The organism is bacterium, from assembly GCA_016699995.1.
Classification (GTDB): domain Bacteria; phylum Patescibacteriota; class Doudnabacteria; order UBA920; family UBA920; genus UBA920.
In genome coordinates this window covers 786228-810685 of the sequence record CP064996.1, presented here as the reverse complement: position 1 = coordinate 810685, position 24458 = coordinate 786228, and the positions used below count along the sequence as shown (strand labels likewise).

General features: G+C 45.0%; 27 protein-coding genes, 2 tRNA genes and 1 rRNA gene. 25 read left to right on the top strand and 5 right to left on the bottom strand.

Annotated elements, in window-relative coordinates; genetic code table 11:
• The first annotated feature begins 30 nt into the window (after positions 1–30).
• The 9 genes from rny (at position 31) to IPM19_04310 (ending at position 6996) form a co-directional block, all read left to right on the top strand.
• Positions 31–1575, top strand: a complete 1545-nt coding sequence (gene rny / locus IPM19_04350) for a ribonuclease Y (protein QQS22827.1) — start codon at positions 31–33, stop codon at positions 1573–1575.
• Between the two features lie 3 nt (positions 1576–1578).
• Entirely contained in the window at positions 1579–1956 is a 378-nt protein-coding gene (locus tag IPM19_04345; protein QQS22826.1) for a GNAT family N-acetyltransferase, read from the top strand.
• A complete protein-coding gene (locus tag IPM19_04340) occupies positions 1953–2477 on the top strand; it encodes a hypothetical protein (GenBank protein QQS22825.1) in 525 nt (174 codons plus the stop codon). Before IPM19_04345 ends, IPM19_04340 begins: the two co-directional genes overlap by 4 nt.
• On the top strand, positions 2477–3310 hold the full coding sequence (locus IPM19_04335; protein QQS22824.1) for a YmdB family metallophosphoesterase: 834 nt from the start codon (positions 2477–2479) through the stop codon (positions 3308–3310). The genes IPM19_04340 and IPM19_04335 overlap by 1 nt, the downstream gene beginning before the upstream one ends.
• Positions 3311–3385: 75 nt before the next feature.
• Positions 3386–3913, top strand: coding sequence for a class I SAM-dependent methyltransferase (locus tag IPM19_04330; GenBank protein ID QQS22823.1), 528 nt, complete (start codon positions 3386–3388; stop codon positions 3911–3913).
• Between the two features lie 98 nt (positions 3914–4011).
• The gene (locus IPM19_04325) at positions 4012–4422 is read left to right on the top strand and encodes a hypothetical protein (protein ID QQS22822.1); all 411 of its coding nucleotides are present in this window, start codon (positions 4012–4014) and stop codon (positions 4420–4422) included.
• Positions 4423–4515: 93 nt separating this feature from the next.
• On the top strand, positions 4516–4929 hold the full coding sequence (locus IPM19_04320; protein QQS22821.1) for a YraN family protein: 414 nt from the start codon (positions 4516–4518) through the stop codon (positions 4927–4929).
• 194 nt (positions 4930–5123) lie between these two features.
• Positions 5124–6359 carry a transcription termination/antitermination protein NusA gene (gene nusA / locus IPM19_04315; GenBank protein ID QQS22820.1) on the top strand — a complete coding sequence of 412 codons (1236 nt, stop codon included), beginning with the start codon at positions 5124–5126 and terminating at the stop codon, positions 6357–6359.
• A gap of 61 nt (positions 6360–6420) precedes the next feature.
• Entirely contained in the window at positions 6421–6996 is a 576-nt protein-coding gene (locus tag IPM19_04310; protein QQS22819.1) for an ATP-dependent Clp protease proteolytic subunit, read from the top strand.
• Positions 6997–7030: 34 nt separating this feature from the next.
• On the opposite strand, the gene IPM19_04305 is transcribed toward IPM19_04310, so the two are convergent.
• Positions 7031–7522 (bottom strand): hypothetical protein, encoded by a 492-nt coding sequence (locus IPM19_04305; GenBank protein QQS22818.1) that lies wholly within the window; start codon positions 7520–7522, stop codon positions 7031–7033.
• 476 nt (positions 7523–7998) lie between these two features.
• Between IPM19_04305 and IPM19_04300 the strand changes: the two genes are divergently transcribed.
• The 4 genes from IPM19_04300 (at position 7999) to IPM19_04285 (ending at position 11572) form a co-directional block, all read left to right on the top strand.
• Positions 7999–9861, top strand: coding sequence for an ABC transporter ATP-binding protein (locus tag IPM19_04300; protein ID QQS22817.1), 1863 nt, complete (start codon positions 7999–8001; stop codon positions 9859–9861).
• A 92-nt stretch (positions 9862–9953) separates the two neighbouring features.
• Positions 9954–10169, top strand: a complete 216-nt coding sequence (locus tag IPM19_04295) for a hypothetical protein (GenBank protein ID QQS22816.1) — start codon at positions 9954–9956, stop codon at positions 10167–10169.
• Positions 10170–10320: 151 nt separating this feature from the next.
• Positions 10321–10995 (top strand): 3'-5' exonuclease, encoded by a 675-nt coding sequence (locus IPM19_04290; protein QQS22815.1) that lies wholly within the window; start codon positions 10321–10323, stop codon positions 10993–10995.
• Complete coding sequence (locus tag IPM19_04285; GenBank protein QQS22814.1) at positions 10958–11572, top strand: DNA-3-methyladenine glycosylase 2 family protein; 615 nt, start codon at positions 10958–10960, stop codon at positions 11570–11572. The genes IPM19_04290 and IPM19_04285 overlap by 38 nt, the downstream gene beginning before the upstream one ends.
• 93 nt (positions 11573–11665) lie before the next feature.
• Here the strand turns inward: IPM19_04285 and IPM19_04280 are convergent, their stop codons facing one another.
• Complete coding sequence (locus IPM19_04280) at positions 11666–12106, bottom strand: hypothetical protein (protein ID QQS22813.1); 441 nt, start codon at positions 12104–12106, stop codon at positions 11666–11668.
• A 546-nt stretch (positions 12107–12652) separates the two neighbouring features.
• On the opposite strand from IPM19_04280, the gene IPM19_04275 reads away from it, so the two are divergent.
• The 7 genes from IPM19_04275 (at position 12653) to IPM19_04245 (ending at position 19317) form a co-directional block, all read left to right on the top strand.
• Positions 12653–14119: ribosomal RNA gene (locus IPM19_04275) — 16S ribosomal RNA — on the top strand.
• Between the two features lie 267 nt (positions 14120–14386).
• Positions 14387–14899 carry a pantetheine-phosphate adenylyltransferase gene (coaD, locus tag IPM19_04270; GenBank protein QQS22812.1) on the top strand — a complete coding sequence of 171 codons (513 nt, stop codon included), beginning with the start codon at positions 14387–14389 and terminating at the stop codon, positions 14897–14899.
• On the top strand, positions 14889–15545 hold the full coding sequence (locus tag IPM19_04265; GenBank protein ID QQS22811.1) for a hypothetical protein: 657 nt from the start codon (positions 14889–14891) through the stop codon (positions 15543–15545). Before coaD ends, IPM19_04265 begins: the two co-directional genes overlap by 11 nt.
• A 125-nt stretch (positions 15546–15670) precedes the next feature.
• Positions 15671–16792, top strand: a complete 1122-nt coding sequence (locus IPM19_04260; GenBank protein ID QQS22810.1) for a M23 family metallopeptidase — start codon at positions 15671–15673, stop codon at positions 16790–16792.
• A gap of 89 nt (positions 16793–16881) precedes the next feature.
• Positions 16882–17622, top strand: coding sequence for a ZIP family metal transporter (locus IPM19_04255; GenBank protein ID QQS22809.1), 741 nt, complete (start codon positions 16882–16884; stop codon positions 17620–17622).
• Positions 17623–17656: 34 nt separating this feature from the next.
• Positions 17657–17812 (top strand): hypothetical protein, encoded by a 156-nt coding sequence (locus IPM19_04250; GenBank protein ID QQS22808.1) that lies wholly within the window; start codon positions 17657–17659, stop codon positions 17810–17812.
• A gap of 161 nt (positions 17813–17973) precedes the next feature.
• Positions 17974–19317 carry a hypothetical protein gene (locus IPM19_04245; GenBank protein QQS22807.1) on the top strand — a complete coding sequence of 448 codons (1344 nt, stop codon included), beginning with the start codon at positions 17974–17976 and terminating at the stop codon, positions 19315–19317.
• Between the two features lie 101 nt (positions 19318–19418).
• On the opposite strand, the gene IPM19_04240 is transcribed toward IPM19_04245, so the two are convergent.
• From IPM19_04240 to IPM19_04230, 3 genes are all read right to left on the bottom strand, one after another.
• Positions 19419–19495, bottom strand: a tRNA-Ile gene (locus tag IPM19_04240).
• A gap of 71 nt (positions 19496–19566) precedes the next feature.
• Positions 19567–19806 carry a hypothetical protein gene (locus IPM19_04235; GenBank protein ID QQS22806.1) on the bottom strand — a complete coding sequence of 80 codons (240 nt, stop codon included), beginning with the start codon at positions 19804–19806 and terminating at the stop codon, positions 19567–19569.
• An 83-nt stretch (positions 19807–19889) separates the two neighbouring features.
• A tRNA-Ala gene (locus IPM19_04230) sits at positions 19890–19965 on the bottom strand.
• A gap of 194 nt (positions 19966–20159) precedes the next feature.
• Between IPM19_04230 and pilM the strand changes: the two genes are divergently transcribed.
• From pilM to IPM19_04205, 5 genes are read left to right on the top strand one after another with little or no spacing between them, the layout of a single operon-like run.
• Positions 20160–21173, top strand: coding sequence for a type IV pilus assembly protein PilM (gene pilM / locus IPM19_04225; GenBank protein ID QQS22805.1), 1014 nt, complete (start codon positions 20160–20162; stop codon positions 21171–21173).
• Positions 21174–21205: 32 nt separating this feature from the next.
• On the top strand, positions 21206–21766 hold the full coding sequence (locus IPM19_04220; GenBank protein ID QQS22804.1) for a hypothetical protein: 561 nt from the start codon (positions 21206–21208) through the stop codon (positions 21764–21766).
• Between the two features lie 5 nt (positions 21767–21771).
• A complete protein-coding gene (locus IPM19_04215; GenBank protein ID QQS22803.1) occupies positions 21772–22383 on the top strand; it encodes a hypothetical protein in 612 nt (203 codons plus the stop codon).
• A 13-nt stretch (positions 22384–22396) separates the two neighbouring features.
• Positions 22397–22651 (top strand): hypothetical protein, encoded by a 255-nt coding sequence (locus IPM19_04210; protein QQS22802.1) that lies wholly within the window; start codon positions 22397–22399, stop codon positions 22649–22651.
• Position 22652: 1 nt separating this feature from the next.
• Positions 22653–24458 carry a type II/IV secretion system protein gene (locus IPM19_04205; GenBank protein QQS22801.1) on the top strand — a complete coding sequence of 602 codons (1806 nt, stop codon included), beginning with the start codon at positions 22653–22655 and terminating at the stop codon, positions 24456–24458.

The following is a 24458-nucleotide window of genomic DNA, read 5'->3' as shown; positions in this document are numbered from 1 at the left end:
CCCTTTCGAATCGGTTAAGGGTTTTTATTTATGTTATTTATATACGCAATTGCAGGACTCATTGTCGGCGGAATTGTCGGCTATGTAGTTCGCCAGAACATGGCGTCGAAAAAGATTTCCGGAGCAGAGAGCCGCGCAGAAAAAATCTTGGAAGATGCCAGGAACAAAGAAAAAGAATTAATGATCGAAGCCAAGGCTAAAGCTTTGGAGATTACGGATTCGGCTAAAAAAGCCGAAGAGGATTTTCGTGCGCAGATTGTGCGATTCGAAGACCGCATCGATCGCCGCGAAAAGGATTTGGATCAAAAGACTTCTGCTTTAGAAAAAAAGACCGAAGAAATTGAAGCCAAAAAGGAACAGTTGGCCAAAAGCCAGGAGGAAATTAAAGAATTGCGCGCCAAGCAGTTGGCTAATTTGGAAAAAATTGCCGGCATGACTCGCGAAGAAGCTGGTAAAGTATTAATGGAAAATGCAGAAAAAAGCATTTCCGAAGAAATGCTTGGCTTGCATCGCAAGCTGCTTAACAAAACTCATGAATCTGCAGAAAAAGAAGCCCGTAAAATCGTGGCTCAGGCTATCGAACGTATTGCCACAGAAGTGACTGCCGAAAGCACCACTACAACTGTGGTAATTCCGAACGAAGAAATGAAGGGCCGTATTATTGGTAAAGAAGGACGCAATATTCGCACCTTCGAACAGTTGATGGGTGTGGAAATTTTGATCGACGACAGCCCGGACACTGTAGTGGTTTCTGGCTTTAACTCAATCCGCCGCTATATTGCTAAATTAACCTTAGAAAAGTTACTGCAGGATGGCCGTATTCATCCGGCTCGCATCGAGGAAGCTTACGAAAAGAGTAAGGCCGAAGTTAACGAAAAGATTAAGCAGGCTGGTGAAGATGCTGTTTACGAACTTGGCATTACAAACTTCCCGCCGAAACTGGTTCATTTGGTTGGACGCTTGATGTTCCGTACTTCTTATGGCCAGAACGTATTGCTTCACTCTGTAGAAATGGCTAAGATCGCAGCTCTCATCGCTCGCGAGCTTGGTGCAGATGAAATGATCTGTAAGCAGGGTGCGTTGCTGCATGATATCGGCAAGGCTCTGGATCAGGATATGGAAGGCACTCACATCGAGATCGGCCGCCGCATTGCAGAAAAGTTTGGCTTGGACGAAAAGGTTATTGAAGCTATCGAATCTCATCACCATGATACCGACGTAGCAGAACATGCTACTCACCGCGCACCGTTCTCTATCGAAGCTATGGTGGTAGACGCAGCAGATGGCATTTCCGGCAGCCGTCCAGGGGCACGTAAGGACAGCTTTGAAAACTATGTAAAGCGCTTAGGCGACTTGGAGGCCATTGCTAATTCCTTTGAAGGTGTAGAAAAGACCTATGCTATTCAAGGTGGCCGCGAACTGCGCGTGTTTGTTACTCCAACTGCATTAGATGATTACGCTTGCCAGAAGCTGGCTCGCAATATTGCTAACCGCTTGGAAACCGAACTTAAGTTCCCAGGGGAAATTCGCGTACAGGTTATCCGCGACTTCCGCGTTATTGAATACGCAAGATAGTTTATGGGAGAACGCGGCGACATTGCTCAGTTTGATAAGTCGGTAGAAATACCTTCGACTCCGATAGATTCTGACGGCCCCATGGATATTTACGAGATTCGCAACGAGATGGGTGAGCCGATCGGGACCTTTTGTTTAACCCTAGAAGGGGATGAAGCGAATATCGAATCGGTGAACATTAAGGAACAATTCCGCGGCCAGGGTTATGGAAAGATGGCTTACAAAAAGATGATTGAGCTTTTGGGCCCCCAGAATATAAAGCTGGTTTCGGATGGAAATTTTCTCACCGAGCCTCCGGCGAAGATTTGGGAAGGATTAGTAGAAGAAGGTAAGGCCACCAAAAAGCGTTTTTGGCAAAACGGAAAGTATGAGTCAAAATGATGGATAATAACAGAGAATTTAAGCGAGCAGAACGGGTAGACGGACGTAAAGAATCTACAACTGTAAATGACCAGTTGTACGATGTAGTTAAACTTGAGCAGTATTTAACGGATCATGAGCAAGAATTTCCAGCTACAGAAATTCCCCTTTCAGATGAGTTAATTCAGAGTTCTGTTTCCGAAGGGAATTATTATTGGGGCACTAAAGATGAACAAAAATTGGGGCCGCATGACTTTATTGTTTTATGGGAGAGCTATAAAGAATCGGGCAACAGCGATGTAGACGAATTCTTAGAGAGTTTGAAGAATAGCCATCCTAATTGGATCGTTCATATTGAATCGATCCAGCGTGCAGCTAATAATTTGGAAAACCCGATTTGGATTTATGGCGATAAAGAAGTCCACTCTCATCCGTTTGACGGTATGCACCGGTTAACCAGAGCTATATTGGAAGGCAGAGAAAGCATTAAAGCAATCGTTTGGAATTCATTGCCAGACGAGGCAAAAATAGACCAGCATTAATGGCAAAGATTTTACTCATTGGAGATATTATGGGACGGCCTGGGCGCCAAGCGTTAGCCCAGGTTTTGCCATTGTGGAAGCAGGAACATAACCCAGATGTAATTATTGGCAATGTCGAAAACTTAACTCATGGCAAAGGCATCATCGAACGCCATATAGAAGAGCTGAATGAATTAGGTTTTGACGCTTACACTTCTGGCAATCATGTGTTCGACAGCGGACCGCGGGCGGAGGAGTGTTTTGATAAATTCGACAGCATTACGCGCCCTAGCAACTATGTTACTTTGGATGCGGAAGGAAAGACAGTTCCCGGTCATGGCTTTTACCGCTTTAGCAAAAATGGCCAACAGTACTTAGTTATCAATTTAGGGGGTCAGACATTTTTTGAAAAGCAATTCCGCGGTGAAATTGGCAATCCGTTTTTTGCCTTTGACGAAGTGTATTCTAACCAAGCCCAAAAAGATGATATAATCATTGTAGATTTGCATGCCGAAGCAACCAGCGAAAAGAACGCGTTTGCTTGGCATGCCGATGGCCGCGCCACGGTTGTCTACGGAACCCACACCCATATCCCGACCGCAGACACTAAAGTGCTATCGCAGGGAACGCTGCTGCAGACAGATCTGGGCATGACCGGAGCGCGGGATTCCGTGCTTGGAGTAAGGGTAGAAAATTCCTTAGATGTGTTTCTCGGCCGCGGCAAGTTCAAATTGGAAGTTCCGGAATCAGGAACCGCAATAGCCAACGCCCTGTTAGTCGAATTGGATGGAAATAAAATAGTCGGCTTTCAGAGGTTGCAAGCCGAAGTTCCGTTCGAGGCCGAAGCTGCATAACTGGATCAAATTAAATAGGGCCAATCCGGCTACAATACTTAAGCTCTTAAAGTTTTATAAGAAACCAAAAGTAAAATGCAATTTATCAAACCAGAAAAAGTCGTCGCCCATATGGGCCTAAAAGCCGGCAACAAAGTCACCGACCTTGGCTGTGGCAGCGGCTTTTATACTTTGGCCGCCGGGAAGATTGTCGGCAACACCGGGCGCGTGGCAGCCGTGGATGTTCAGGATTCAAAATTGGCTGCAACTAAATCTATTACGATACAAAGCGGTTTGCATAATGTAGAAGTATACCAAGCAGATTTGGAAAAGCCTTTTGACAAGGTTCCCCATGGGGCAGAAGATGGCGTCATTGCCGCAAGTATTTTGCACGAAGTCAAAGACCGTCATGCTTTGCTAAAGAATGCTTATGCCTTGCTTAGAACCGGCGGCAAGCTGCTGACCGTCGACTGGAAAGATGAGCATAGCCCATTTGGTCCAAGCATGGAAAAGCGCATTTCTGAGCATGATCTTCGAGCCGAATTGGAGCAGCTGGGTTTTCGTCACACCAAAGACTTAAACGGCGATGTGTACCACTACGCCATGGTATTTGAAAAACAATAATTCTTTTGGGGTAAATAACCGCCTCATATTTACCAACCGGCTTTGGCCGGTTTTTTTATCCTCTTGCCCGAAGGCGGGAATATGGGTAAAATATTCCTATGACTATCAACTGGAATGAATTTATTACCAAGCAATATTGGTTTGGTATCGAGCGCGGCGTAGTGCACTTAACAGATAAAGTTATTTTGTATTTCGGAGCGGCTCTGGTGGTATTGGGTGTTGTTTTTCTCATCGTTCGCTTACTGAGCTCAGATAAACTGAAGCGACCGCAATTTGGCCGCTTGAGCTCCGTCTTTATGACCATAGGCTTGCTGGAAATGATATGGTACGTGTTGCGGTGGCAATATGTATCTGCTTTAGGAAGCCGTACCACTGCTTTGCTGATCGGATTGGCGGGAATTTACTTCCTCATTAAGCCTCTCAAGTATTTTCTGTTTCAGTATCGCAAGGATATGAACTTGCTTAATAAAGAACAGCTCAAGGAAAAGTATCTGAATATGAAAAAGTAAAAGACCCACGGGTCTTTTTTTCTTGCATTCTCTTTGTTCAATTTTGAGAAATTATTGAAGCCAAGTTGAACCGGTTATTGCTAATCTTAGGCAATGAATCAGGATAAAACATTGGGCGCATGGGGCGAGAACTATGCAGCTCGTCTATATATTAGACAGGGGTATAAGCTGCTAACTCGCAACTCCTTTAATCACACCGGCAAGCAGATGGGTGAGATAGATTTAATCGTCTTAGGCAAAAACCAGATAATTTTTGTGGAAGTAAAAACTCGCGTGTCTAGCAAGTATGGCTTGCCAGAGGAGGCCGTGCCGGCGCAAAAGCAGGCCCGCTTATTAAAAGTGGTGACGTGGTTTTTGGCCCGCCATTCCCAATATCGAAATTTGCAGCCCCGCATCGATGTCTGCGCAATTTTATTAAGTTCTGCCGCCCGCGCCCTGCCTGCCTCCAGCCTTGACAAATTCGTAAAATATAGTAAAATAATTACAAATGCCGTAGAACTGAACTAGGTGAGCTCATAGCTCGCTTTTTATTTAGTTTAATGGCCCATGATATTGCTACGAAAGCTTCCGTCGCTACGCCGCTGGCGAATTTCCTTCAGAAATTCTGGCGGCTGTGCGAACGAGATCTTTCTTAAGCAATATCATGAACCCTAAACAATTAAATAGTTAACTGCTCGACTAGTAGTTACGCGCAATTAAATATGAACGAACAATTAGAACAAGCTTTGGCGCAAATTGCCGAAGAAAAAGGTATTTCCCGCGAAGAGATCATCGAAATGATCGAAGCCTCTTTGGCAGCAGCATTTCGTAAAGATTTCGGCGAACCAGGACAGAACCCTGTCGTGGAATTTAATGCAGAGGATTTGTCTGCCAAGATTTTCGACGAAAAAACTGTAGTGCCCATTAACCAGGAAGAAATAGAAGATCAGCAAAAGGAAATAAGCATCGAATTGGCCCAGGAATGGCAAAAGGGCGCTAAGGCCGGCGATGTAATTCGCCAGGAGATCACTCCAAAAGATGGCATGGAATTCGGCCGTATTGCTGCTCAGACTGCAAAGCAGGTTATTATCCAAAAATTACGCGAAGCAGAACGCAACATGCAGTTCTCTGACTTCAAAGCTAAAGAACGCACCCTCATTAATGGTGTAATCCAACGTGTCGAAGGCGACACGGTTTTAATCGATCTCGGAAAAGCTGTTGGTATTTTGTTCCCGTCCGAACAGATCCGCAACGAAAAGTATGAAGTCGGCCAGCGCTTTAAAGTTTTGATCCTTCATGTAGAGCCAACCAGCAAAGGTCCGAAGATTACTTTGTCGCGCAGCCATCCGGATATGGTCCGCAAGCTGTTCGAATTGGAAGTTCCAGAAATCTTTAACGGCACTGTCGAGATTAAAGCCGTTGCCCGCGAAGCCGGCAGCCGCAGTAAGATCGCAGTTACTTCTACCCAGGAAGGCATTGACCCAATCGGTGCCTGTGTTGGTCAAAAAGGAACCCGCGTGCAAACTGTTATGGGCGAGCTTGGCGGCGAGAAAATCGACATAATTGAATGGAGCGAAGACCCCGTAAAGTTTATTGCTAACTCTTTGTCTCCTGCCAAGATTTTAAACGTTCAGTTGAATCAGGAAGAACAGTCTGCTCAAGTTGGTGTACTCGAAGATCAATTGTCTTTGGCCATTGGCAAGAGCGGACAAAACGTTCGCCTGGCAGCTCGCTTAACAGGCTGGAAAATCGACATTGCTTCCGAAGGTGGCAGCGCAGCTAGTCAAGAAAGCGGCGAAGCTGTGGAAGCTGAAGCTTCCGAAGCTACTGAAGTTTCCGAAGCTGCTGAAGCCGGCAGCTACGAAGAAGCAGGTACTGCAGAAGAAACCCCCCTTGCTAATACTGTAGAAGAAGATGTAGCAGAAGAAGCAGCCAGCGAAGAAGAAGTTCGAGCATAAACCGTTTGTGGCCGTACATGGGTAACCCCCGCGGCAAATAATTATTAATCATTTTAAACCTATGCCTTTAGTACCAATGGTTATCGATAAGTCTCCGATGGGTGAACGCGCATACGATATTTATAGCCGTTTGCTCAAAGAGCGCATTATCTTTCTAGGCGAACCCATCGACGATGCTGTGGCTAATACTTTAATTGCCCAGCTATTGTTCTTGGATGCCGAAAACGCCAAAGAAGATGTAAAGATATATATTAATTCCCCAGGCGGCAGCGTGACTTCGGCCATGGCTATGTACGACACGATTCAGCACATTAAAGCTGACGTAGCTACTATTTGTGTTGGCCAGGCGGCTTCTGCTGCTGCGGTGCTGCTTGCTAGCGGCACAAAAGGCAAGCGCTTTGCCTTGCCTAATGCCCGCATCATGATTCACCAAGTTATGGGCGGTGTAGAGGGTCAGCAAAAGGATGTAGAGATCCAGGCTCGCGAAATGCTGCGCATTAAGAATCAGATTAACGAGATCATGGCTAAGCACACCGGCCAGCCGCTAAAGAAAATCGAACAGGACACCGACCGTGATTACTTCATGATTCCGGAAGAAGCCAAAAAGTACGGCATTATCGATAAGATCATTCAATAGCTAAAATAGTCGTGAAAATAAAACCGCTTGAGTCTCAAGCGGTTTTTAATTTGGCTTCTAATTCTACAAAATTATTCACGACTGTTATGTATTGCCACTGCGCCAAGCTCATCATCATAGACCTGGGATTGAAAGCAAACAACTTTGTTCTCGGTGATTCCCTGTGAATGTTGTCGAGAACATCCAATCGATCGTCCACAAAGTGAGTTATTCCTAGGGCTCTGCAGACCGGTGCTTTGTCGCTTCGGTGGCGAACAAAATACCAATTTTTCGAACGGATGCCGACTCGGTGAAAAATTCGGTGATGTCGGAACCACTGTTTGGTTTTTTGTTCGGTATCCGGGCCGCATGCAGAGATTATGAAAATATTCTCTGGCTCAAATATTTTTTCCTGCACCAATGACGCGATCGTTTCGAAAGCGTTGTCGGTAGGCTTGCGAAGCAAAAAGTCATCTTGCAATGCTTCCTGTTGCGTGGCCATAACCAGGACGTTGCCTACGTCCAAACCTAATCGCTTAGGTTCCATATAATTCATCCTCCTATATTTGTTTTAGGAGTTATCGTATCAAGTGTAGTCTCCTATGTCAATAGAAAACTGTGTTCTAAATAACCAGCGATCAGGGACAGACGTGAATCACAACTGAAAAATAATAAATGGATGTATGCATGGGCCATCTTGACATGCGTAAAAATTTAGTATAAACTGTAACGTTACGGTTATAACACCGTCTTATTAATTAACTAATGGGCCTCGAATTGCTAGCCAAGCAATAGAGATGGCACAGAAAGGCAAAGCCATGACCATGCACACAATCGTGCCACAATTGAATATTGTATCCGGTCGCATTGCGTTTTACGCAAATGGTTTTTTGCCGTGTTAACTTAGATTTCTTGAAATAAAACTTAAGAAACCTTAATAAACTCGGCGAAAACAGCCGGGATTTTTGTTCTTTTTAGTGGGTAATTCCGCAATACTTTGACAACAAATAGGAGGAAAAAATTGTGAGGAAAATATGGAAAGATATCATGGCTCTGCGTCATGCATCTAAGTTTTTCGACCAAGAATGGCCCAAGCTTAAGAAACTGTTGATTCAGACTTTGCTGCTGATTTTGGCCTGCGAGATCATAATGATCGTCCAGTATTGGCCTGTCCAAGGCATTACAGAAATCATTGTGCAGACGGTTGCTCAGCAGCAGCCGCTAAATATTTCCCAGTTCATTTATCTGACAGCGTTTCTTTTGGTCTCGTTGGTGCTAGGTGCGTTCGTCCACACTAAAATGGATAATGTGCGCAACGATTTCTTTTGCGGCGAGTTTGCAACTATGCATGCTGCTGCGATGGATAAAATGCTGAACCTGCCTACTTCATGGCACGTTGAGCATTCCACTGGCGAGAAGGATTCGAAGGTAAAAGAAAATATCGACCGGTTGGAATATATTGTCGGCTTTCTAGGTTACGGAGCTTTACCTGTAATCATGAGAATTGTCATCACGGCTTTTGCTCTGCTGATAATCGGCTGGCAACTGTTGGTTTACGGACTTATTTGTTTTGCTCTTTATCTGGTATTGGCGAGAATCAATCTGCCAACAATGAAAAGATTGTCTAAGAGCTGGTATAACCAGCGCGAAGAGATTAGTGAGCATTCAAAAAGCTTGACTTCCAACTGGTACGCCTTGCGTTCATTTGGCAGGGAACATGAATATGTTCAAAAGCATTGCGATTCTTATAATCAATACTGGAGCGATGACCGAGATCGGCATAGGCCCTGGCGAAATCGCCTAACAACCCATGAAGTGTTGGTTGCCACCTTAACCGTTGTGTTTTACTGGTTGCTGGTGGGACAAACTCAGTACGGCGTTGGCATTACTGTCGGCGCAATGGTTATGGCTATGTTTTGGATGACGCGCATGCTGAACAACTTGTATCAGCTTAACGACTTCTTTCGCTATTACTATCGCGGGATGCAGTCGCTGCGCGAGATGGTAGAGTTCTTTAACACTCCTAGCGACATGCCGCAGCCGGAGCAGCCTAAATGGCCGCAAAAGCTGGAGGGTGCGATTCGCTTTAAAGATGTGTCGTTCCAGTATCCGGGTAAAGAAAAATGGGCCCTGCGCAACATTAACTTAGAAGTTAATGCAGGAGAAGTCATTGCCTTGGTCGGAGAATCTGGCGGTGGCAAATCCACGCTGGCTTGCCTAATAGCAGGCGAGCGTCCTGCAACCAGCGGCGTGGTCGAAGTTGATGGTATAGATATCCGCGAGCTTGACCTTCACCGCTATCGCAGCGAAGGATTGGCCGTGGTGCCACAAAGATCCTCTTTGCTCAGTTCTACGATCGCAGAAAATGTTGCCCTCGGTAAATGGGATGCAACCGATCTGGAAATTGAGAACGCGCTTAAGCAGGCTTATGCCTGGGACTTTGTCGAAAGCTTGCCGAACGGCATTCACAGCAAAGTCGGCGAACATGGCGTTTATCTTTCTGGTGGCCAGCAGCAGCGCATTGCTATTGCGCGGGCGTTTATTCGGGAATCTTCCCGGGTATTAGTGCTCGACGAGGCAACCAGCTCTTTGGACGGGTCTTCCCAGAAGGAAGTCCAGGAATCGCTGTCCCGTCTGGTTAACCAGCACGAAAACAAAACCGTGTTTGTTATTGCCCACCGTTTGTCGACAGTCAAAATCGCCCAGCGCATTGTTGTAATGCAAAACGGCGAGATGATCGGGGAGGGCACTCACGATGAATTACTGATAACCTGTCCTTATTACAGACACTTGTGCGACCTTGAGTTAAACAATGGTAGCGATAATAAGGAGAAGAAGTGGGGTGAAGATTTGGCACCAGCCGAATTTGCCTGTTCGACAGCTTAATTAAAGCACCAACTAAGTTGGTGCTTTTTTATTGACACTAGCAAAAATTTTAGCTATGATGTGACGTTATTTCGAAAAGGAGGAATTAAATAATGTTTGGAAAAGTAGTTAAATATCAGGTTTTTTCTGCTGAATTTCATCAGTCCACAGTAGGAGTATTGGCGGACCTTACCAGAGAGGTTAATGTATTTAGTGAAAGAATCCAGGAGCAAACCGGACAAGTAAAAAGTGTTGAATGGTTGCAGACCCAGATTAATGAGACTAGTACTCGTTTGACAGCTATTATTGCCTACGTTCATCCGTCTTAAATTAATGAAAATTTCGCTAGAAGTGAGATTGATAACAGAGACGGAGATGCCTTGTAATTCATAAGACGTAATTTTACGTCTTTTTATTTTATAAAGGGTCGCTATAACCCTTTAATTTACCAGTGCCTTAATCCTAGCTATAATATAGACAATGTTGAACGAGCAAAACTTTACAATTGTAGATGTGGAAACAACTGGCGGAAGCCCGTTTTTTAGTCGTATTATCGAGATCGGCTTATTGCGCATAGAGCGCGGCGAAGTCGTGGAGCAGTTCCAAACTCTTATAAATCCGAAGCAGGAGATCCCGGAATTTATTACGCGCATGACTGGAATCAGCGACCAAGACGTGGCCAATGCTCCGCTGTTCGAAGATATTGCCGAAGATTTACTTGCTAAGTTTGAAGACGCCATTTTTGTGGCTCATAACGTCACGTTCGATTATAATTTTTTGCGTGAAGAATTCCGCAAAGCCGATTTGGCGTTTAACCTGGACCGTATGTGTACTGTCCGACTTTCGCGCGCCCTTTATAAAGAACATAAAAGGCATAATTTAAGCGCCATTATAGAACGGTATAACTTTGAATGCGCTAATCGCCACCGTGCTTTCGATGACGCCAAAGTCTTATGGGATTTTTTGCAGCACTCAGCTCGCGAAGTAGATGGGGAGACTTTGTTAAAGGCAATGAAGCAGGTTACGACTAAGACCCGTCTGGGTAATTCAGTACTAAAGCCGGGTACGCCTGTGGTGGCTATTAACCAAAAATCAATTTCTGTAGACCAAATTACTTATGAACCAGAACCCGGAGAAGCACTTAATATTGGCTGACCCTATTTTGGGAAGCTTCATAAAATTGAACATCATGGAGCCGCGCAAGAAGTCGCGCCGTACCCACCTGGAGTCGTTAGTAGAAGTCATAGTTTCCCAGCAGCTTTCGGTAAAAGCAGCTGATACGATCTATGCCCGGTTTTTGGCTTTATTTCCAAACAAGAAATTCCCCAAGCCCGAAGTGATATTAAGGACTAATGACAGTAAAATGCGCGCAGCCGGTTTATCTTACCAGAAGATTAGTTATATCAAAGATGTCTGCAGTAAAGTAATTGCCAAAGAAGTGCGGCTTAACAGCCTTAATCGAATGACAGACGAAGAAGTTATTGCTGAGCTGGTAAAAATTAAAGGCATTGGCCGGTGGACTGCGGAAATGTTTTTGATGTTTAGCTTAATGCGTCCGGATGTGTTTAGTAATGGTGATTTAGGATTGCGCAATGCCATTATCAAGCTTTATAAGCTCAAGAAACCGCCCACCGAAAAGCAGCTCGAACGCATTACAAAAAAATGGTCTCCCCATAGAACTACTGCCAGCCGCTATCTTTGGAAGAGCCTGAATAATACTCCTAATCAGTAAGTCGGCGAAGGGATATTTATGCATGCGGGGGTATTTATACAAGCTTAAATATTGAAATAAAAAAACTTACGATTGAATCGTAAGTTTTATGTTTTACATCATTGTCGGATACGCTTTCATTTTTTTATCCAACAGAGAAAGTATTCCTATAAGCTGGTTGCCGTCCGGTTTGATCTGCAGGTCGAGCCAGCATTCGCCGTTGGATTCATCCCATACTTCTTTTCGTAAAGTTGTGAATCCGATAGCATGGCCCTCACTTTCGATCATCTCCAGGTTCTCCATCACGAGGCGATTGGTAGTAAGGGGTATAAGCACCCCGCTTAGCCTGGATCCGACCCTGCTTGGCTCTGCCCAGGGCATGATTCCTAATGACGGACGGGCTCCGATTTTAGACTTATTTTGCAAAGCTAGTTCGGCTTCTATTTCCCACCAGCCTATGCCTTTGGGCCCGGCCTTCTTAATTAGCTCAACAGTTTTGATGCTTTGAGGGGTATTATCCCCATATCCATAAGCAAAAATGAATCGAGTATCCATAATTTGCCTCCTTGATTTTGGCTTTCTTAAAATTGATCATAATTCATAAAAAAACCCTTGACAAGCTCCAGCAAAACCTCTAATATAGTAGAAGATTGGTTTGAATCCTAATTAAGAATATTTAAAAGCAAACACACCTCAATTCCACTTAGATGTAACTACGGTGATTATCTAGGGCCGGCCATGCCGGGAAATGAGCACTTCAAAGGTCACTTTGAGTGTTTTTTATACTCCTAATTAGCGAAACCATATAGTACTTTGACAACTGCATAGTGATTAAAATGTTGTACAAAACTTTTGCATCTATATATGGATGCATTTGTAGATTGTCGCCTATATTTAAGAGAAGTGACGGGCTTGCCCGTCGCGTCTGTTTGTATGGGAATTGATTACGTCAAGTTTTTTGAGTTCAATAATACTTCAAACGTCTGATAGAACGTTTAAAAATAAATCTATCGCCAAGTTCTCCAATGAGCACTATACACTTCGGTGTGTAATAGTGTGAGAACAAACTCTTGCAAGCTCTATATATAGAGTGCGCAGTTTTATTTTAAGAGTTTGATCCTGGCTCAGGATGAACGCTGGCGGCGTGCCTAAGACATGCAAGTCGAGCGGGTTTAGACCCGCGGCAAACGGGTGAGTAATACCCAGGAACGTACCTTTAGTTGAGCATAACCCACCGAAAGGTGGAGCAATTCTCAATGTGATCGCAAGATTAAAGCAGCAATGCGCTAAAGAAGCGGCCTGGGCACCATCAGCTAGTTGGTAAGGTAAAAGCTTACCAAGGCTATGACGGTTAGGGGCCCCGAGAGGGGAAACCTCCACACTGGAACTGAGACACGGTCCAGACTCCTACGGGAGGCAGCAGTTTGGAATTTTGGACAATGGGCGAAAGCCTGATCCAGCGACGCCGCGTGGACGATGAAGGTCTTCGGATTGTAAAGTCCTTTTGTTAGGGAAGAATATTTTGACGGTACCTAACGAATAAGAGGTTGCTAACTCTGTGCCAGCAGCAGCGGTAATACAGAGACCTCAAGCGTTATCCGGAATTATTGGGCGTAAAGCGTGCCGACAGGTGGTTTTGTTAGCCAGTGGTGAAATCTCCGAGCTCAACTCGGAATCTGTCCATTGGAACTGCAAAACTAGAGGAGCAAAGAGGAAGTTAGAACGAACGGTGTAGTAGTGAAATGCGTTGATATCGTTCGGAATACCAATAGCGAAGGCAGACTTCTGGGTGCTACCTGACACTGCTAGGACGAAAGCGTGGGGAGCGAAGGGGATTAGATACCCCCGTAGTCCACGCTGTAAACGATGTACATTCGCTGCTAGGGAGTATCGACCCTCTTTAGTAGCTAAGCTAACGCGTTAAATGTACCGCCTGGGGAGTACGGTCGCAAGACTAAAACTCAAAGGAATTGACGGGGACCCGCACAAGCGGTGGAGCATGTGGTTTAATTCGACGATAAGCGAGGAACCTTACCAAGGCTTGACATGTAGCTGCAAGATCTAGAAATAGATCCGCCTTCGAGGGTGCTACACAGGTGCTGCACGGTTGTCGTCAGCTCGTGCCGTGAGGTGTTCACTTAAGTGTGATAACGAGCGCAACCCCTATTACCAGTTACAAGTGTCTGGTGAAACTGCCGGCGTTTAAGCCGGAGGAAGGTGGGGATGACGTCAAATCAGCGTGGCTCTTACGCCTTGGGCGACACACGTGCTACAATGGGATATTACAAAAGGACGCCAAGGAGCAATCCGGAGCAAATCCTCTAAACTATCCCCCAGTTCGGATTGAGGGCTGCAACTCGCCCTCATGAAGCCGGAATCGCTAGTAACCGTAGATCAGCCTCGCTACGGTGAATACGTTCTCGGGTTTTGTACACACCGCCCGTCAAGCCATGGAAGTGGGTAGCGGATGAAGCGTCCATTTATTTGGGCTCCAATCCGAGACTCGTAACTGGGGCTAAGTCGTAACAAGGCATCGGTAGCGGAAGCTGTCGATGGATCACCTCCTTTCTAAGGAATAAAATTTCATGCTTCTTCGTTTTTCGAAACAAGAACTTGATATTCTGTGGTCGTCGTCTATTATTTATAATATGACGAAACTCAAAAGACATGTAGTCGGTTGCATTTTAATCACTATCTAGTTGTTAAATACTTTATCTAAAAGTTTAAGGACGCCCGTAAGGGTGTTTTTTGTTTGTTTGAAATTGGGCAAATGGCCGGTGTTTACAAAACCGTCTAAAAAGCCTATACTACAAAGTTAGAAATTTAGGAGGACTTATGACATTAGCACTGTATGCAGGTTCATTTGACCCGTTCACTAAAGGTCACCAATACGTCGTAGATCAGACACTCAAGCGTCATGACAACTTGATCATTTTGATCGCCGTTAATCCAGGTAAGAAATATATGTTTACCGATGAAGAGCGCAGGCAAATGATTCTCGACTGCCTCCCTGCAGATTTATCCGGCCGTGGCAAAAATGTCGAAGTTGTCATCTTGCCATCCGGCAAGCTAGTTATAGATTATGCCAGAGCAAGGCGCGTCACAGATATGATTCGCGGCATGAGAAGCCCTTCAGATTTTGTCGAAGAGCAGGGACTATTTACATTCAACGAATCAATCTATCCGAGTGTATTGCATTGGTTTGTAATGCCTCCGTATGAGTTGGGTAATACCAGCTCGACTTGGGTGAAGTATTACTGGATGGGGGAAGATTGGGAAACTAAGCTGCCTCAGCTGGTACCTCCTCCAGTATTTGAACGGCTTAAGGAGAAGAAAAATGAGCAGTAGAAGCGACTTGCGGTGGGTATGGATCCGTCTGTATAGAGAGTTGGGAGCACGAGGTAATTCGATCGAAGTCTATAATCAGATAGCCGACCGTTACTCGGAGCCTCATAGGTATTACCATACTTTGACCCACATCGAGCATTGCCTAAGAGAGTTGCAAGCTTATCGATTAGAGATTCCTAACCGCCATGCGGTGGAACTAGCGCTGTGGTTGCACGACGTGGTGTATGACACCAAATTGCTTAACCTCAATGAGCTGACTAGCGAGGATCTAAGCGCGGAATACGCCATGGCACTAATGTGCACGGCTGGCTTGCCGCAAACTTTACAAGATGATGTGCGCCGGCTGATTTTGATCACTAAGCATAATGCGTTGCCGCAGCAGGACGACGAAAAGATTCTGGTAGATATCGACTTGGCTATACTTGGCCAACCTAAAGAAATCTTTGACGAATACGAAGCCAACGTCCGCAAGGAATACGGCTGGGTTTCGGAAGAGGATTTCACTAAGGGCCGGATCAAGGTTCTGGAAAGTTTTCTGAGCCGTAACCGGATCTACTCCACAGAATTTTTTCACGACAAGTATAGCGAGCAGGCAGAAATTAATATGGACCGTTCCTTAACTGCATTGGAGCGCAAAATATTTTAACCCTTACTTTGGTAAGGGTTTTTATTTTTAGTTTAGAGTGTGCGGGTTGAATGGGTTTTGAATAAATCTTCAACCAGGCTTGAAGAGCCTGTCGATAGAATTGAAACATAGTTAAGGAGGAGATTATGAAATTCAATTCAAACGTAAAATGCTTTTTAGTTGTTGTGGCGGGTTTGGTAGCAATTGCTTTATGTACAAGCAGTGCAGCTGCTCAGGCACTCAAACCTATCGCTTCGGTGCCAGATTATAACGGCACCTATAACGGCAGTCCAAATACGGGCAAAAGCAAATACACTACTTTGTACCGGGATAATCAGGACAATGGCGTTTCCAGCGGATGCCGAGGTGAGGGCTGCGGCCAGCATCCCGGGGTAGATATTGCTGTGAGTTCTGGTACGGATGTACGAACGCCAATGGCTGGTACTGTAGTGGTGTCGCGATGCGACAATTCGTGGGGTGGTTTGATAGTAGTGCGTAGCTATCACCCACAAAGGCAATGGGAGGCCATATATCAGACATTTGCCCACTTAAAATCCAGGACTTATAGTTACGGGGTTCCGGTGAGTGTTGGTGATTATGTTCATGCGGGGGCAGTAATTGGCAAAAGCGGCGGCGGTTCGGGAGATGTTTGCCGGGGCAATTCAACCGGTGCGCATTTGCATTACCAGATAGACAAGGATGATGGTAATGCCGAACCGTATTACCCATCTAGCCGCACGCTTAACTATCGGGATGACGGTTTTGCTGTAACAGCCAGAACTTACAACCCCATGGTATTGCTCCAGAACGGCTATAAATGGAAGTTCTCAGAATACGGCAACCGTGAGCTATGGGACTTGGTTAATCTTCGTTCTTGGGGTGTGAGCGGCGATGCGCTATGGATGGACGGCGACTACGATCCGTATATTAAGCGCAGCGGTTTGACTAACTGTGGTTTGGCAAAGCCTTGCAGCAGTTCTATTGCCGCGGAGGCTTCGGATTATAAGCAAGTCTATTTGGATCTGTATAACGTCTGCTCTTCCTATGGTGGTAAAATTTATTTCACGACAAATTTTGAACCATTCTTTGATGAGAGCAAGGTCTTGTACTATCACCCATCCGGAATCGGACCATTCAATGGCCATGTGAATTCTACTTGGCATTACAAATGGTCTGGCATAATCACCGGCCTGCGAATAGATCCTAGCGAGTACTGCTCGAGTAATTTTGACCCAACTTATTACGGCGAAATCGCCCTGGCTCCTTAGTTTGAATTATAATGAGGCGCTCTTAGCAGCGCCTCTTTTTTCTTATCCGATTAGCAGATATAATATGTAGGTAAACTAATTTTTTATTCATGACAGAAATATATATTTATACCTTAATCAGCGTATTGGTAGTGAGCGTTGTTTCTTTGGTTGGTATTGTCGCTTTGGGAATTAATCAAAAGTTCTTAAAGCAAATTCTTCACTACTTAGTCGGATTCTCGGCCGGTGCATTGTTGGGTGACGTGTTTATTCACGTGATTCCGGAGATGAGCGAGGTCGGTTTCGGACCGCGTATGGGAATTTATTTCCTAATCGGCATTGTGATATTTTTCCTCTTGGAGAAATACATATTATGGCATCATTCGCATGATGAGCACGAAGAATCGGTTCATTCGATAGTTTATACCAGTATGGCTGGTGATACTCTGCACAACTTTATCGACGGCATGGTTATTGCGGCGAGTTTTGTGGTGAGTGTGCCTCTGGGTATTGCCGCCACCATCGCAGTGGTTCTTCACGAAATACCTCAGGAGATAGGCCAGTTTGCAATTCTCGTCCATGGGGGATGGAGCCGTGCCAAAGCTTTGCTGTATAATTTCATTTCTGCCTTAGCCTCGATCGCGGGTGCTGTAATCGTACTTGCATTCGCTCCCAACATGGAAACGCCGCAAATCTTGCTTGCTTTTGCCGGCGCCAGCTTCATCTATATTGCCATGTCTGATATTATTCCGGAGCTCCATAAGGAGCGCTCACCGGTTAAGTCGTTTTGGCAGATATTCAGCTTCGTGCTGGGTGTAGTAATAATGGCTTTACTGCTTAAGTTGGAATAATCTGTGGTATAATAAGATTAATAAAGCTACAACCATGATAACTAAACCTAAGGAAGTTTCCGATAACCGCTGGTTTATATGGACAATTGTGTTTCTGTTGGTTTCCGGAGTGTCACTCGTCAGTTACATTATGATCTCTGACATCGACTCTACCAACTACGATGCAACCACAGTGGTTCGAAGAAAATAATAAAGCCTCCCGCATGGGAGGTTTTATATTTAGAATTTTGTATAGAATAGAGCTTGATTTTTTATGAAAATTATGATATACTAGTAACAGATAAATTGAAAGTTTGGTCCGAATCAAAAACAAATTCGGCCAAATCCATCGAAACAAAAACAAAAATACAAATGAATAACCTGTCTACCTACTTGCCGATTTCGGAATCTTTTGGCGCTATCGACATGCCTACCCTCAAACGGGCAGCCCGATCTTTAGCCGATCATGTGATCCCGCATGAGCGAAACAATTATCACCCGCATGCATTGAGTCATCGGGTTTTGGCGTTATTGTCCATATTGGTTGTCACAATAAAAGTGGCGAGCATTTCTTTTGTTGCCCTTGGTCCGACCGTAACAGCTGATGCTGCTGCCATCACTAACGAAACAATCGTCAGTTTGGCCAACAGCGCCCGTGTTGATGCCGGCATGGGCGAATTGACCACCAGCGGCTTGCTGGCAAAGGCTGCCCAGAATAAAGCGGACGATATGTTGGCCCGCCAGTATTTTTCGCATAACACTCCGGACGGCGCAACTCCTTGGAGCTTCATTAAAGCAGTTGGCTACAAGTATACAACTGCCGGTGAAAACCTAGCCATCGACTTTACGGTTGCAGAAGATGTGCAAAGTGCCTGGATGAACAGCCCTGGTCACCGCGCAAATATTTTAAACAAGAACTTCACCCAAATTGGCATTGGTATTGCAAAAGGAACCTATGACAATCATCAAACTACGATTGTTGTACAAATGTTCGCCAATCCTCTTAATGCGCCGGTAGCAACTCAGGATAAGCCTACTCAGGTGGCTGCTGCTCCTGCACCGCAACCAGCTCCTAGTTCTGTCCCTCAGGCAGCTGTGCCAGCGGCGAGCGGTCCTTTGCCTGTTCCTAGCGCACAGTCTGGAGCATCTCCTTTAGCTTCACCTGCAGCAGTAGCGCAACCAGTGGTTGCGACACCCGGTCCTAACAACTTGCCATTACTGGTTACGCCAGTTAACCCTGCTCCTTTGCAGATTATCGAAACAAAAACTTCTTTACAGGGCGATAAATTATATTTAGAAATCCAAGCTTCCGAAAATACAGTTAAAGCCATGGCCTTCTTTGGCAATAGCAGCGTGATGCTGGATCCAATTGGCAACGGCCTATGGAAAGCAGACATCTCGATCGCGTCCCTCGGCCAGTACGATAACCTAGTTGTTCAGGTTACCGACATGAATGGCCAAATGCATCAGCAGCCGGTAGCTGAATTCAGCCGAAGCCTTAACGTAGGCGGTAATGTAGAGGGTGCGCAGGTTACCATCTTCGGCACTTCATTCAATCCTAAAGTGTGGGAACAAAAATCCTTGCTATTAATTTTGGCCGGAATACTTACGGCTCTGATCTTGGCGATTGCCATTAAGCGCCATGTTCAGCATCTCAGCTTAGTGGCCAATGCTTCGTTCGTGGCAATGCTCATTGCTATGCTATTGATAGTATAATTTTTAAAAATATTCAGACTCGCTTTTATAGAGTCCAGAGGGGGTGATCTCTCGTCTAACAAAAAATCCGCTGTCTGCCTTTCGGCTAGCGGATTTTTTGGTGGTGGGCGTGCCAGGAATCGAACCTGGGACCTCGTCATTATCAGTGACGCGCTCTAACCATCTGAGCTACACGCCCTCACATAGGAGTAAGTTTAGCAGTAGACGGGTTAAAAATCAATACCCCGAGGCAGATGCATAGCTCGGAGCTTAGGAGTTTGGAATCTCGATATTTGCAGTGCCAAAATCCAGGAATCCACCCATCCAGAGCAGGGCGCCGACGATCATTAACAATCCTATCAATCTCCACCAAGAATAGGTGCCCGCAAACGGGAAGCCTAGCCATTTGTCGGCGAAACCGACTTTCCCAACTTGCTGGGTAATCCACACGGTGTACTTCATAAACAGTACGCCAAGCACAATGAGTAAGGGACCAACGATAAATTTCATAAAGTAATTATACTATATATAAAGGCCGGCGGCCTGGGTATAAGATATTTTGCGTATGAAAAAACCGCCCTAAGGCGGTTTTTTGGTGGACCTCAGCGGACTCGAACCGCTCGCCTCCGCAGTGCAAATGCGGCGCTCTACCAGATGAGCTAGAGGCCCGTGGTGTCTATCTTCGACGGGCAAATATGGTTAACTAACTCAGGTATTGTAACAGACCTTTTTAATTTTGACAATACACCCTTAAATATAGTATTCTAAAAAAGACAAAATGAACCTCTAGGCTCGAAAGACGCAGTCCGAAACAAAATTTTTCAAAATAAAATTGACTAATATTAAGAACAAGCAGATTTTTTATGTGGTTTGGTAAAGACAAATCCATTTTAGGCATTGATATCGGCACAGAAGCCATTAAGCTGGTGCAGCTGCGCGATGACGACCAATTGATAGAAACTTATGGCATAGTAGATTTGGCAGAACCTATCACTATGCAGAGCACTCAGGAATCCATCGACAAGAATGTGGAACTTCTGCGCAACTTAGTAATCAAGTCTAGGGCTACCACAAAGCGTTGCGTGGTTAGCCTTCCTAATTCCGCCGTATTCACCTCGGTAATCGATATGCCAAAAATGACTGACGAAGAATTGGAGTCGGCTATTCAATTTGAGGCCAAAAAATATATCCCTTTGCCCTTTTCGGAAGTCACATTATCCTGGAGCCTTATCTCCGAAGATATGGCTAATAATACCTTCAAGATCCTGTTGATAGCGGTTCCTAAGCAAATTCGGGATATCTATATAAGAATATTTCAACAGGCAGGTTTGGAGCTGGAGATTATAGAAATCGAGGCCTTGGCATTAATTCGTGCCTTAATTAAGGACCAGACTAAAAATTATGTTATAATTGACATAGGTGGAAAAGTCACTGGAATTAACTTTATAAAGCAAGGTTTGCTTCAGCTGACTCGCAATCTTAACATCGGAGGGGATACTATTACCGAGAAGATTTCCCAGACATTGAATTTGCAGACTGCTCGGGCAGAACAATTCAAGAGAGACTTCGGAATGAATAATTCAACAGAGTTCCTTCCAGAAGCGGTAAAGCCTGTAGTGGAGAACATCAAGTCAGAGGTCAGGCAGGTGTTGGATCTTTATAAATCACACAGCGTAGGCGTAGACAGCATTATTCTAGCTGGCGGCGCTTCCCAGATGCCGGGCTTAAAGGAGTATTTTTCGGATCTTGCTCCTTCTGTGGTATACGGCGACAGTATCGCCCAGCTTAGCTATCCAGCCGAAGTCGAGCCGGTATTGAAGCGGTTTACAATGCAGATCGCAGTAGCTGTGGGATTAGCGTTAAGACAAACCAAATAGTCTATATAATAGAAATCAAAAACTAACATCAAATGGCAGATATTAATTTATTAGATTCGCAAGCGCATACTAACGTTATTCGCGCGCGAAGCAAGCAGTGGATTCTCCGCTTAGTCACTATAGCCTTAGTGGCCGCTTTGCTATTATATGCAGGGCTATTTTTGTTCAGCTGGCAGGCAGAAAGAAAGACCGCTGATGTAAAGCGCACTATCGATAGCACCGTCGCTGAGATGCAAAACAACGAAAAGCGCAAAGAGCTGCTGACTCGGCAAGGACAGTTAAAGAACATAGATCAGCTCCTGACTACTCATCTGTACTGGTCCGGCTTGCTCCCAGAATTAGCCCGGGTAACTTTGACTTCTGCGCAGTATACCTCTATCTCTGCCACTGATGACGGAACTTTAGAGTTAACAGTTACTGTTCCTTCGTATGCCGAAGCGGAAAAGTTTTTGCAGGTCTTTGACTTGCCGGAGTATAATAAGCAATTTTCTAACGTAAAAGTTATGTCCTTAGCCAAAGCGGAACAGGGTAACCTTCTAGCTACTTCGATGCGCCTCAGCCTTACTCTGAATAAAGATCTATTAAAGAAATAACTGCTATGAATACTCCAAACATGAATTCTATAATGAGATCAAAGCAGGCTCAAAACCCTCTTTTCCAGTCTATTTTGATAATAATTGTGCTGGTTATTTTTGCCTGGTTTATTTTAATACCAAAATTTAATTCTTATGTCGAAAAGAGCAATCAGTTAAAATCAGCGGAAGGTCAACTGGATCAGATTCAGGCGGATGAAATGGAAATGAATGAGCTCATCTCCAAGCTGGAAACTTCCGAAAACCAGATAAAGCTTGTCGATGAAGCGCTTCCTTTGGCCACCCGCGCTACCCAGCTTTCTATCTTATTTGAAAGCTACGCCACATCTTCAGGTATGCAAGTATCCCAGATCAATATCTCCGACGAAGCTGTTGGTAAAACCCCTGCTGCTGGAAATAAAACCGTACTCGAAGATCCTTACGGCGCCAAGCGCGCATTAAAGACAGTCAATGTTAACATTACTGTCAGCGGTAATATCGATCAGTTCCGCAACTTCCTGCAAATTGTCGAATCTTCTGGCCGTATCGTAGATGTAAGCAATATGGATGTAACTAGCGGCGATGGCGTTACCAGGTTTACTGTAAAGCTTAAAACTTACGTGTACGAAGCAGTTTAATAAATAATTCGAGATGAAAAAAACAATTTCTTTTATCGTAATAGTAGTAGCTTTGGGTGCAGCGATCGTGCTTGGTTATTTAGCGTTATCAAAAAATAACTCGAAGACCGTTACTAACAATGCTGCTCCGGTTTCCACTGTGCTCCCAGAAGGAACTAAACTCGATTTTAATACTGTGCAGTCATACAACAAAGACGGCCGTCTCTTCCCGTATCCGGTAGTTACTCCTGCAGAAATTGGCGCTCAGAGCGCAACATTAGTTAAATAGCATGGCTACTTCAAAACCGAATACATCCAGTTCGCAGCTGGCAACTTTTGAACAATTCCTGTTGGATCATGGGTTCTTAACCAAACAGCAGCAGGACAAATTCTTCAATCTCAAATCGGCTAAATTTGGCTCATCAGAGGCAGCGCTTAGCTTAGAGCAGGTTGCAGAATTGCTAGTGAGCGAAAAAATATTAGATGATGAAGATGTCGCTAAAGCCCGGGCGGCATTTTTAAACTTGCCCTATGTGGATCTGAGCAATGTCAACGTTGCGGACAATGTCATAAATTTGATTCCCGAGGAATCACGCTTGTTTTACAAAATGGTGCCTTACGAGCTTACCGGACGGGATCTTAAGATTGCAATTGTCGACCCTAGCAACATTCAGGCACTGGAAGCTTTGGAATTTTTGGGCCAAAAGAATAATTTTCAGATCAGAGTCTATGTTGCTTCTAAAGGCGGCGTAGAATCTTTCCTATCAGGAGTTAAGAGGAACTTAAAAACAGTCGTGGGGCAGGCTTTAGAAGATATTGCGCATAAAGAAGCAGTCGACCAGATGATCCCTGACCATCGCAACACGATCCGGGAAGAAGCTTCCGCCCAGGCGGCAGTAACAGAAGAAGAGCCGATTATTAAGATTGTGGATGTAATCTTATCCAATGCTATTGACGCCAGCGCTTCGGATATCCATATCGAACCGTCGGAAAACGATGTGCGGGTTCGCTATCGCATAGACGGTATTCTCCACACCAGTTTGCGTTTGCCCAAGAATGTTTTAGCCGCAATAGTTTCTCGCATTAAGATCTTATCCAACCTAAAAATTGACGAGCAGCGTTTGCCTCAGGACGGCCGCTTTCACGTTGACATCGGCAAAAAGTCTGTAGACTTGCGCGTATCATCTTTGCCTCTTATGTATGGCGAAAAGATCGTGATGCGTATTTTAGACAAGACTACTAAGGTGCCGACTCTGGAAGAGTTAGGGCTGCGCGGACGCGGCTTAAAATGGGTTAATGAGAATATCCAAAAGACCCACGGCGTATTCCTGATCACTGGTCCGACAGGAAGCGGGAAGTCTACCACTTTGTATTCAATTTTGACTATTCGCAATACCAACGATGTAAATATCGTGACTTTGGAAGATCCGGTGGAATATTTTATCGAAGGCGTTAACCAGAGCCAAATCAAGCCCGAGATTGGCTTAACTTTCGCGTCCGGGCTGCGCAGTATCCTGCGTCAGGATCCTAATATTGTAATGGTTGGTGAAATCCGCGATGAAGAAACCGCCGAGCTTGGCGTTCATGCTGCATTAACCGGTCACTTGGTATTTTCTACTTTGCATACCAATAATGCAGTGGGTGCCATTCCTCGTCTAACCAACATGGGGATCGAAGAATTTTTGCTTTCAGCATCCATTAACCTGATAATGGCCCAGCGTCTGGTTAGAAAACTCTGCAATGAATGCAAGAAGGAAACAAAGATCAATGCAGTGCTGATGAAGGACATAGAAGCTACTGTGAAATCTGTACCTAAAGAATACCTAGAAGACTTAGATATGGATAAGCTAGTGGCCTACGAAGCCGTGGGCTGCGATAAATGCGGCAATATCGGCTACAAGGGCCGCATGGGTATTTTTGAAGTTCTACCTTTGTTGCCAGAGCTTCAGGCCACTATTTTTAGCAAGCTGCCTGCCCATAAAATTTATGAAGCTGCGGCAAAGGTGGGGATGATCACCATGAAGCAGGATGGCATCATTAAGGTTTTGCGCGGGGAAACTACTTTAGAAGAGATCGCGCGCGTAACCACAGAGTAA

Coding starts and splice junctions, on each gene's coding strand:
- rny (QQS22827.1), top strand. CDS start 31: ATGTTATTTATATACGCAATTGCAGGACTCATTGTCGGCGGAATTGTC.
- IPM19_04345 (QQS22826.1), top strand. CDS start 1,579: ATGGGAGAACGCGGCGACATTGCTCAGTTTGATAAGTCGGTAGAAATA.
- IPM19_04340 (QQS22825.1), top strand. CDS start 1,953: ATGATGGATAATAACAGAGAATTTAAGCGAGCAGAACGGGTAGACGGA.
- IPM19_04335 (QQS22824.1), top strand. CDS start 2,477: ATGGCAAAGATTTTACTCATTGGAGATATTATGGGACGGCCTGGGCGC.
- IPM19_04330 (QQS22823.1), top strand. CDS start 3,386: ATGCAATTTATCAAACCAGAAAAAGTCGTCGCCCATATGGGCCTAAAA.
- IPM19_04325 (QQS22822.1), top strand. CDS start 4,012: ATGACTATCAACTGGAATGAATTTATTACCAAGCAATATTGGTTTGGT.
- IPM19_04320 (QQS22821.1), top strand. CDS start 4,516: ATGAATCAGGATAAAACATTGGGCGCATGGGGCGAGAACTATGCAGCT.
- nusA (QQS22820.1), top strand. CDS start 5,124: ATGAACGAACAATTAGAACAAGCTTTGGCGCAAATTGCCGAAGAAAAA.
- IPM19_04310 (QQS22819.1), top strand. CDS start 6,421: ATGCCTTTAGTACCAATGGTTATCGATAAGTCTCCGATGGGTGAACGC.
- IPM19_04305 (QQS22818.1), bottom strand. CDS start 7,522: ATGGAACCTAAGCGATTAGGTTTGGACGTAGGCAACGTCCTGGTTATG.
- IPM19_04295 (QQS22816.1), top strand. CDS start 9,954: ATGTTTGGAAAAGTAGTTAAATATCAGGTTTTTTCTGCTGAATTTCAT.
- IPM19_04290 (QQS22815.1), top strand. CDS start 10,321: ATGTTGAACGAGCAAAACTTTACAATTGTAGATGTGGAAACAACTGGC.
- IPM19_04285 (QQS22814.1), top strand. CDS start 10,958: ATGAACCAGAACCCGGAGAAGCACTTAATATTGGCTGACCCTATTTTG.
- IPM19_04280 (QQS22813.1), bottom strand. CDS start 12,106: ATGGATACTCGATTCATTTTTGCTTATGGATATGGGGATAATACCCCT.
- coaD (QQS22812.1), top strand. CDS start 14,387: ATGACATTAGCACTGTATGCAGGTTCATTTGACCCGTTCACTAAAGGT.
- IPM19_04265 (QQS22811.1), top strand. CDS start 14,889: ATGAGCAGTAGAAGCGACTTGCGGTGGGTATGGATCCGTCTGTATAGA.
- IPM19_04260 (QQS22810.1), top strand. CDS start 15,671: ATGAAATTCAATTCAAACGTAAAATGCTTTTTAGTTGTTGTGGCGGGT.
- IPM19_04255 (QQS22809.1), top strand. CDS start 16,882: ATGACAGAAATATATATTTATACCTTAATCAGCGTATTGGTAGTGAGC.
- IPM19_04250 (QQS22808.1), top strand. CDS start 17,657: ATGATAACTAAACCTAAGGAAGTTTCCGATAACCGCTGGTTTATATGG.
- IPM19_04245 (QQS22807.1), top strand. CDS start 17,974: ATGAATAACCTGTCTACCTACTTGCCGATTTCGGAATCTTTTGGCGCT.
- IPM19_04235 (QQS22806.1), bottom strand. CDS start 19,806: ATGAAATTTATCGTTGGTCCCTTACTCATTGTGCTTGGCGTACTGTTT.
- pilM (QQS22805.1), top strand. CDS start 20,160: ATGTGGTTTGGTAAAGACAAATCCATTTTAGGCATTGATATCGGCACA.
- IPM19_04220 (QQS22804.1), top strand. CDS start 21,206: ATGGCAGATATTAATTTATTAGATTCGCAAGCGCATACTAACGTTATT.
- IPM19_04215 (QQS22803.1), top strand. CDS start 21,772: ATGAATACTCCAAACATGAATTCTATAATGAGATCAAAGCAGGCTCAA.
- IPM19_04210 (QQS22802.1), top strand. CDS start 22,397: ATGAAAAAAACAATTTCTTTTATCGTAATAGTAGTAGCTTTGGGTGCA.
- IPM19_04205 (QQS22801.1), top strand. CDS start 22,653: ATGGCTACTTCAAAACCGAATACATCCAGTTCGCAGCTGGCAACTTTT.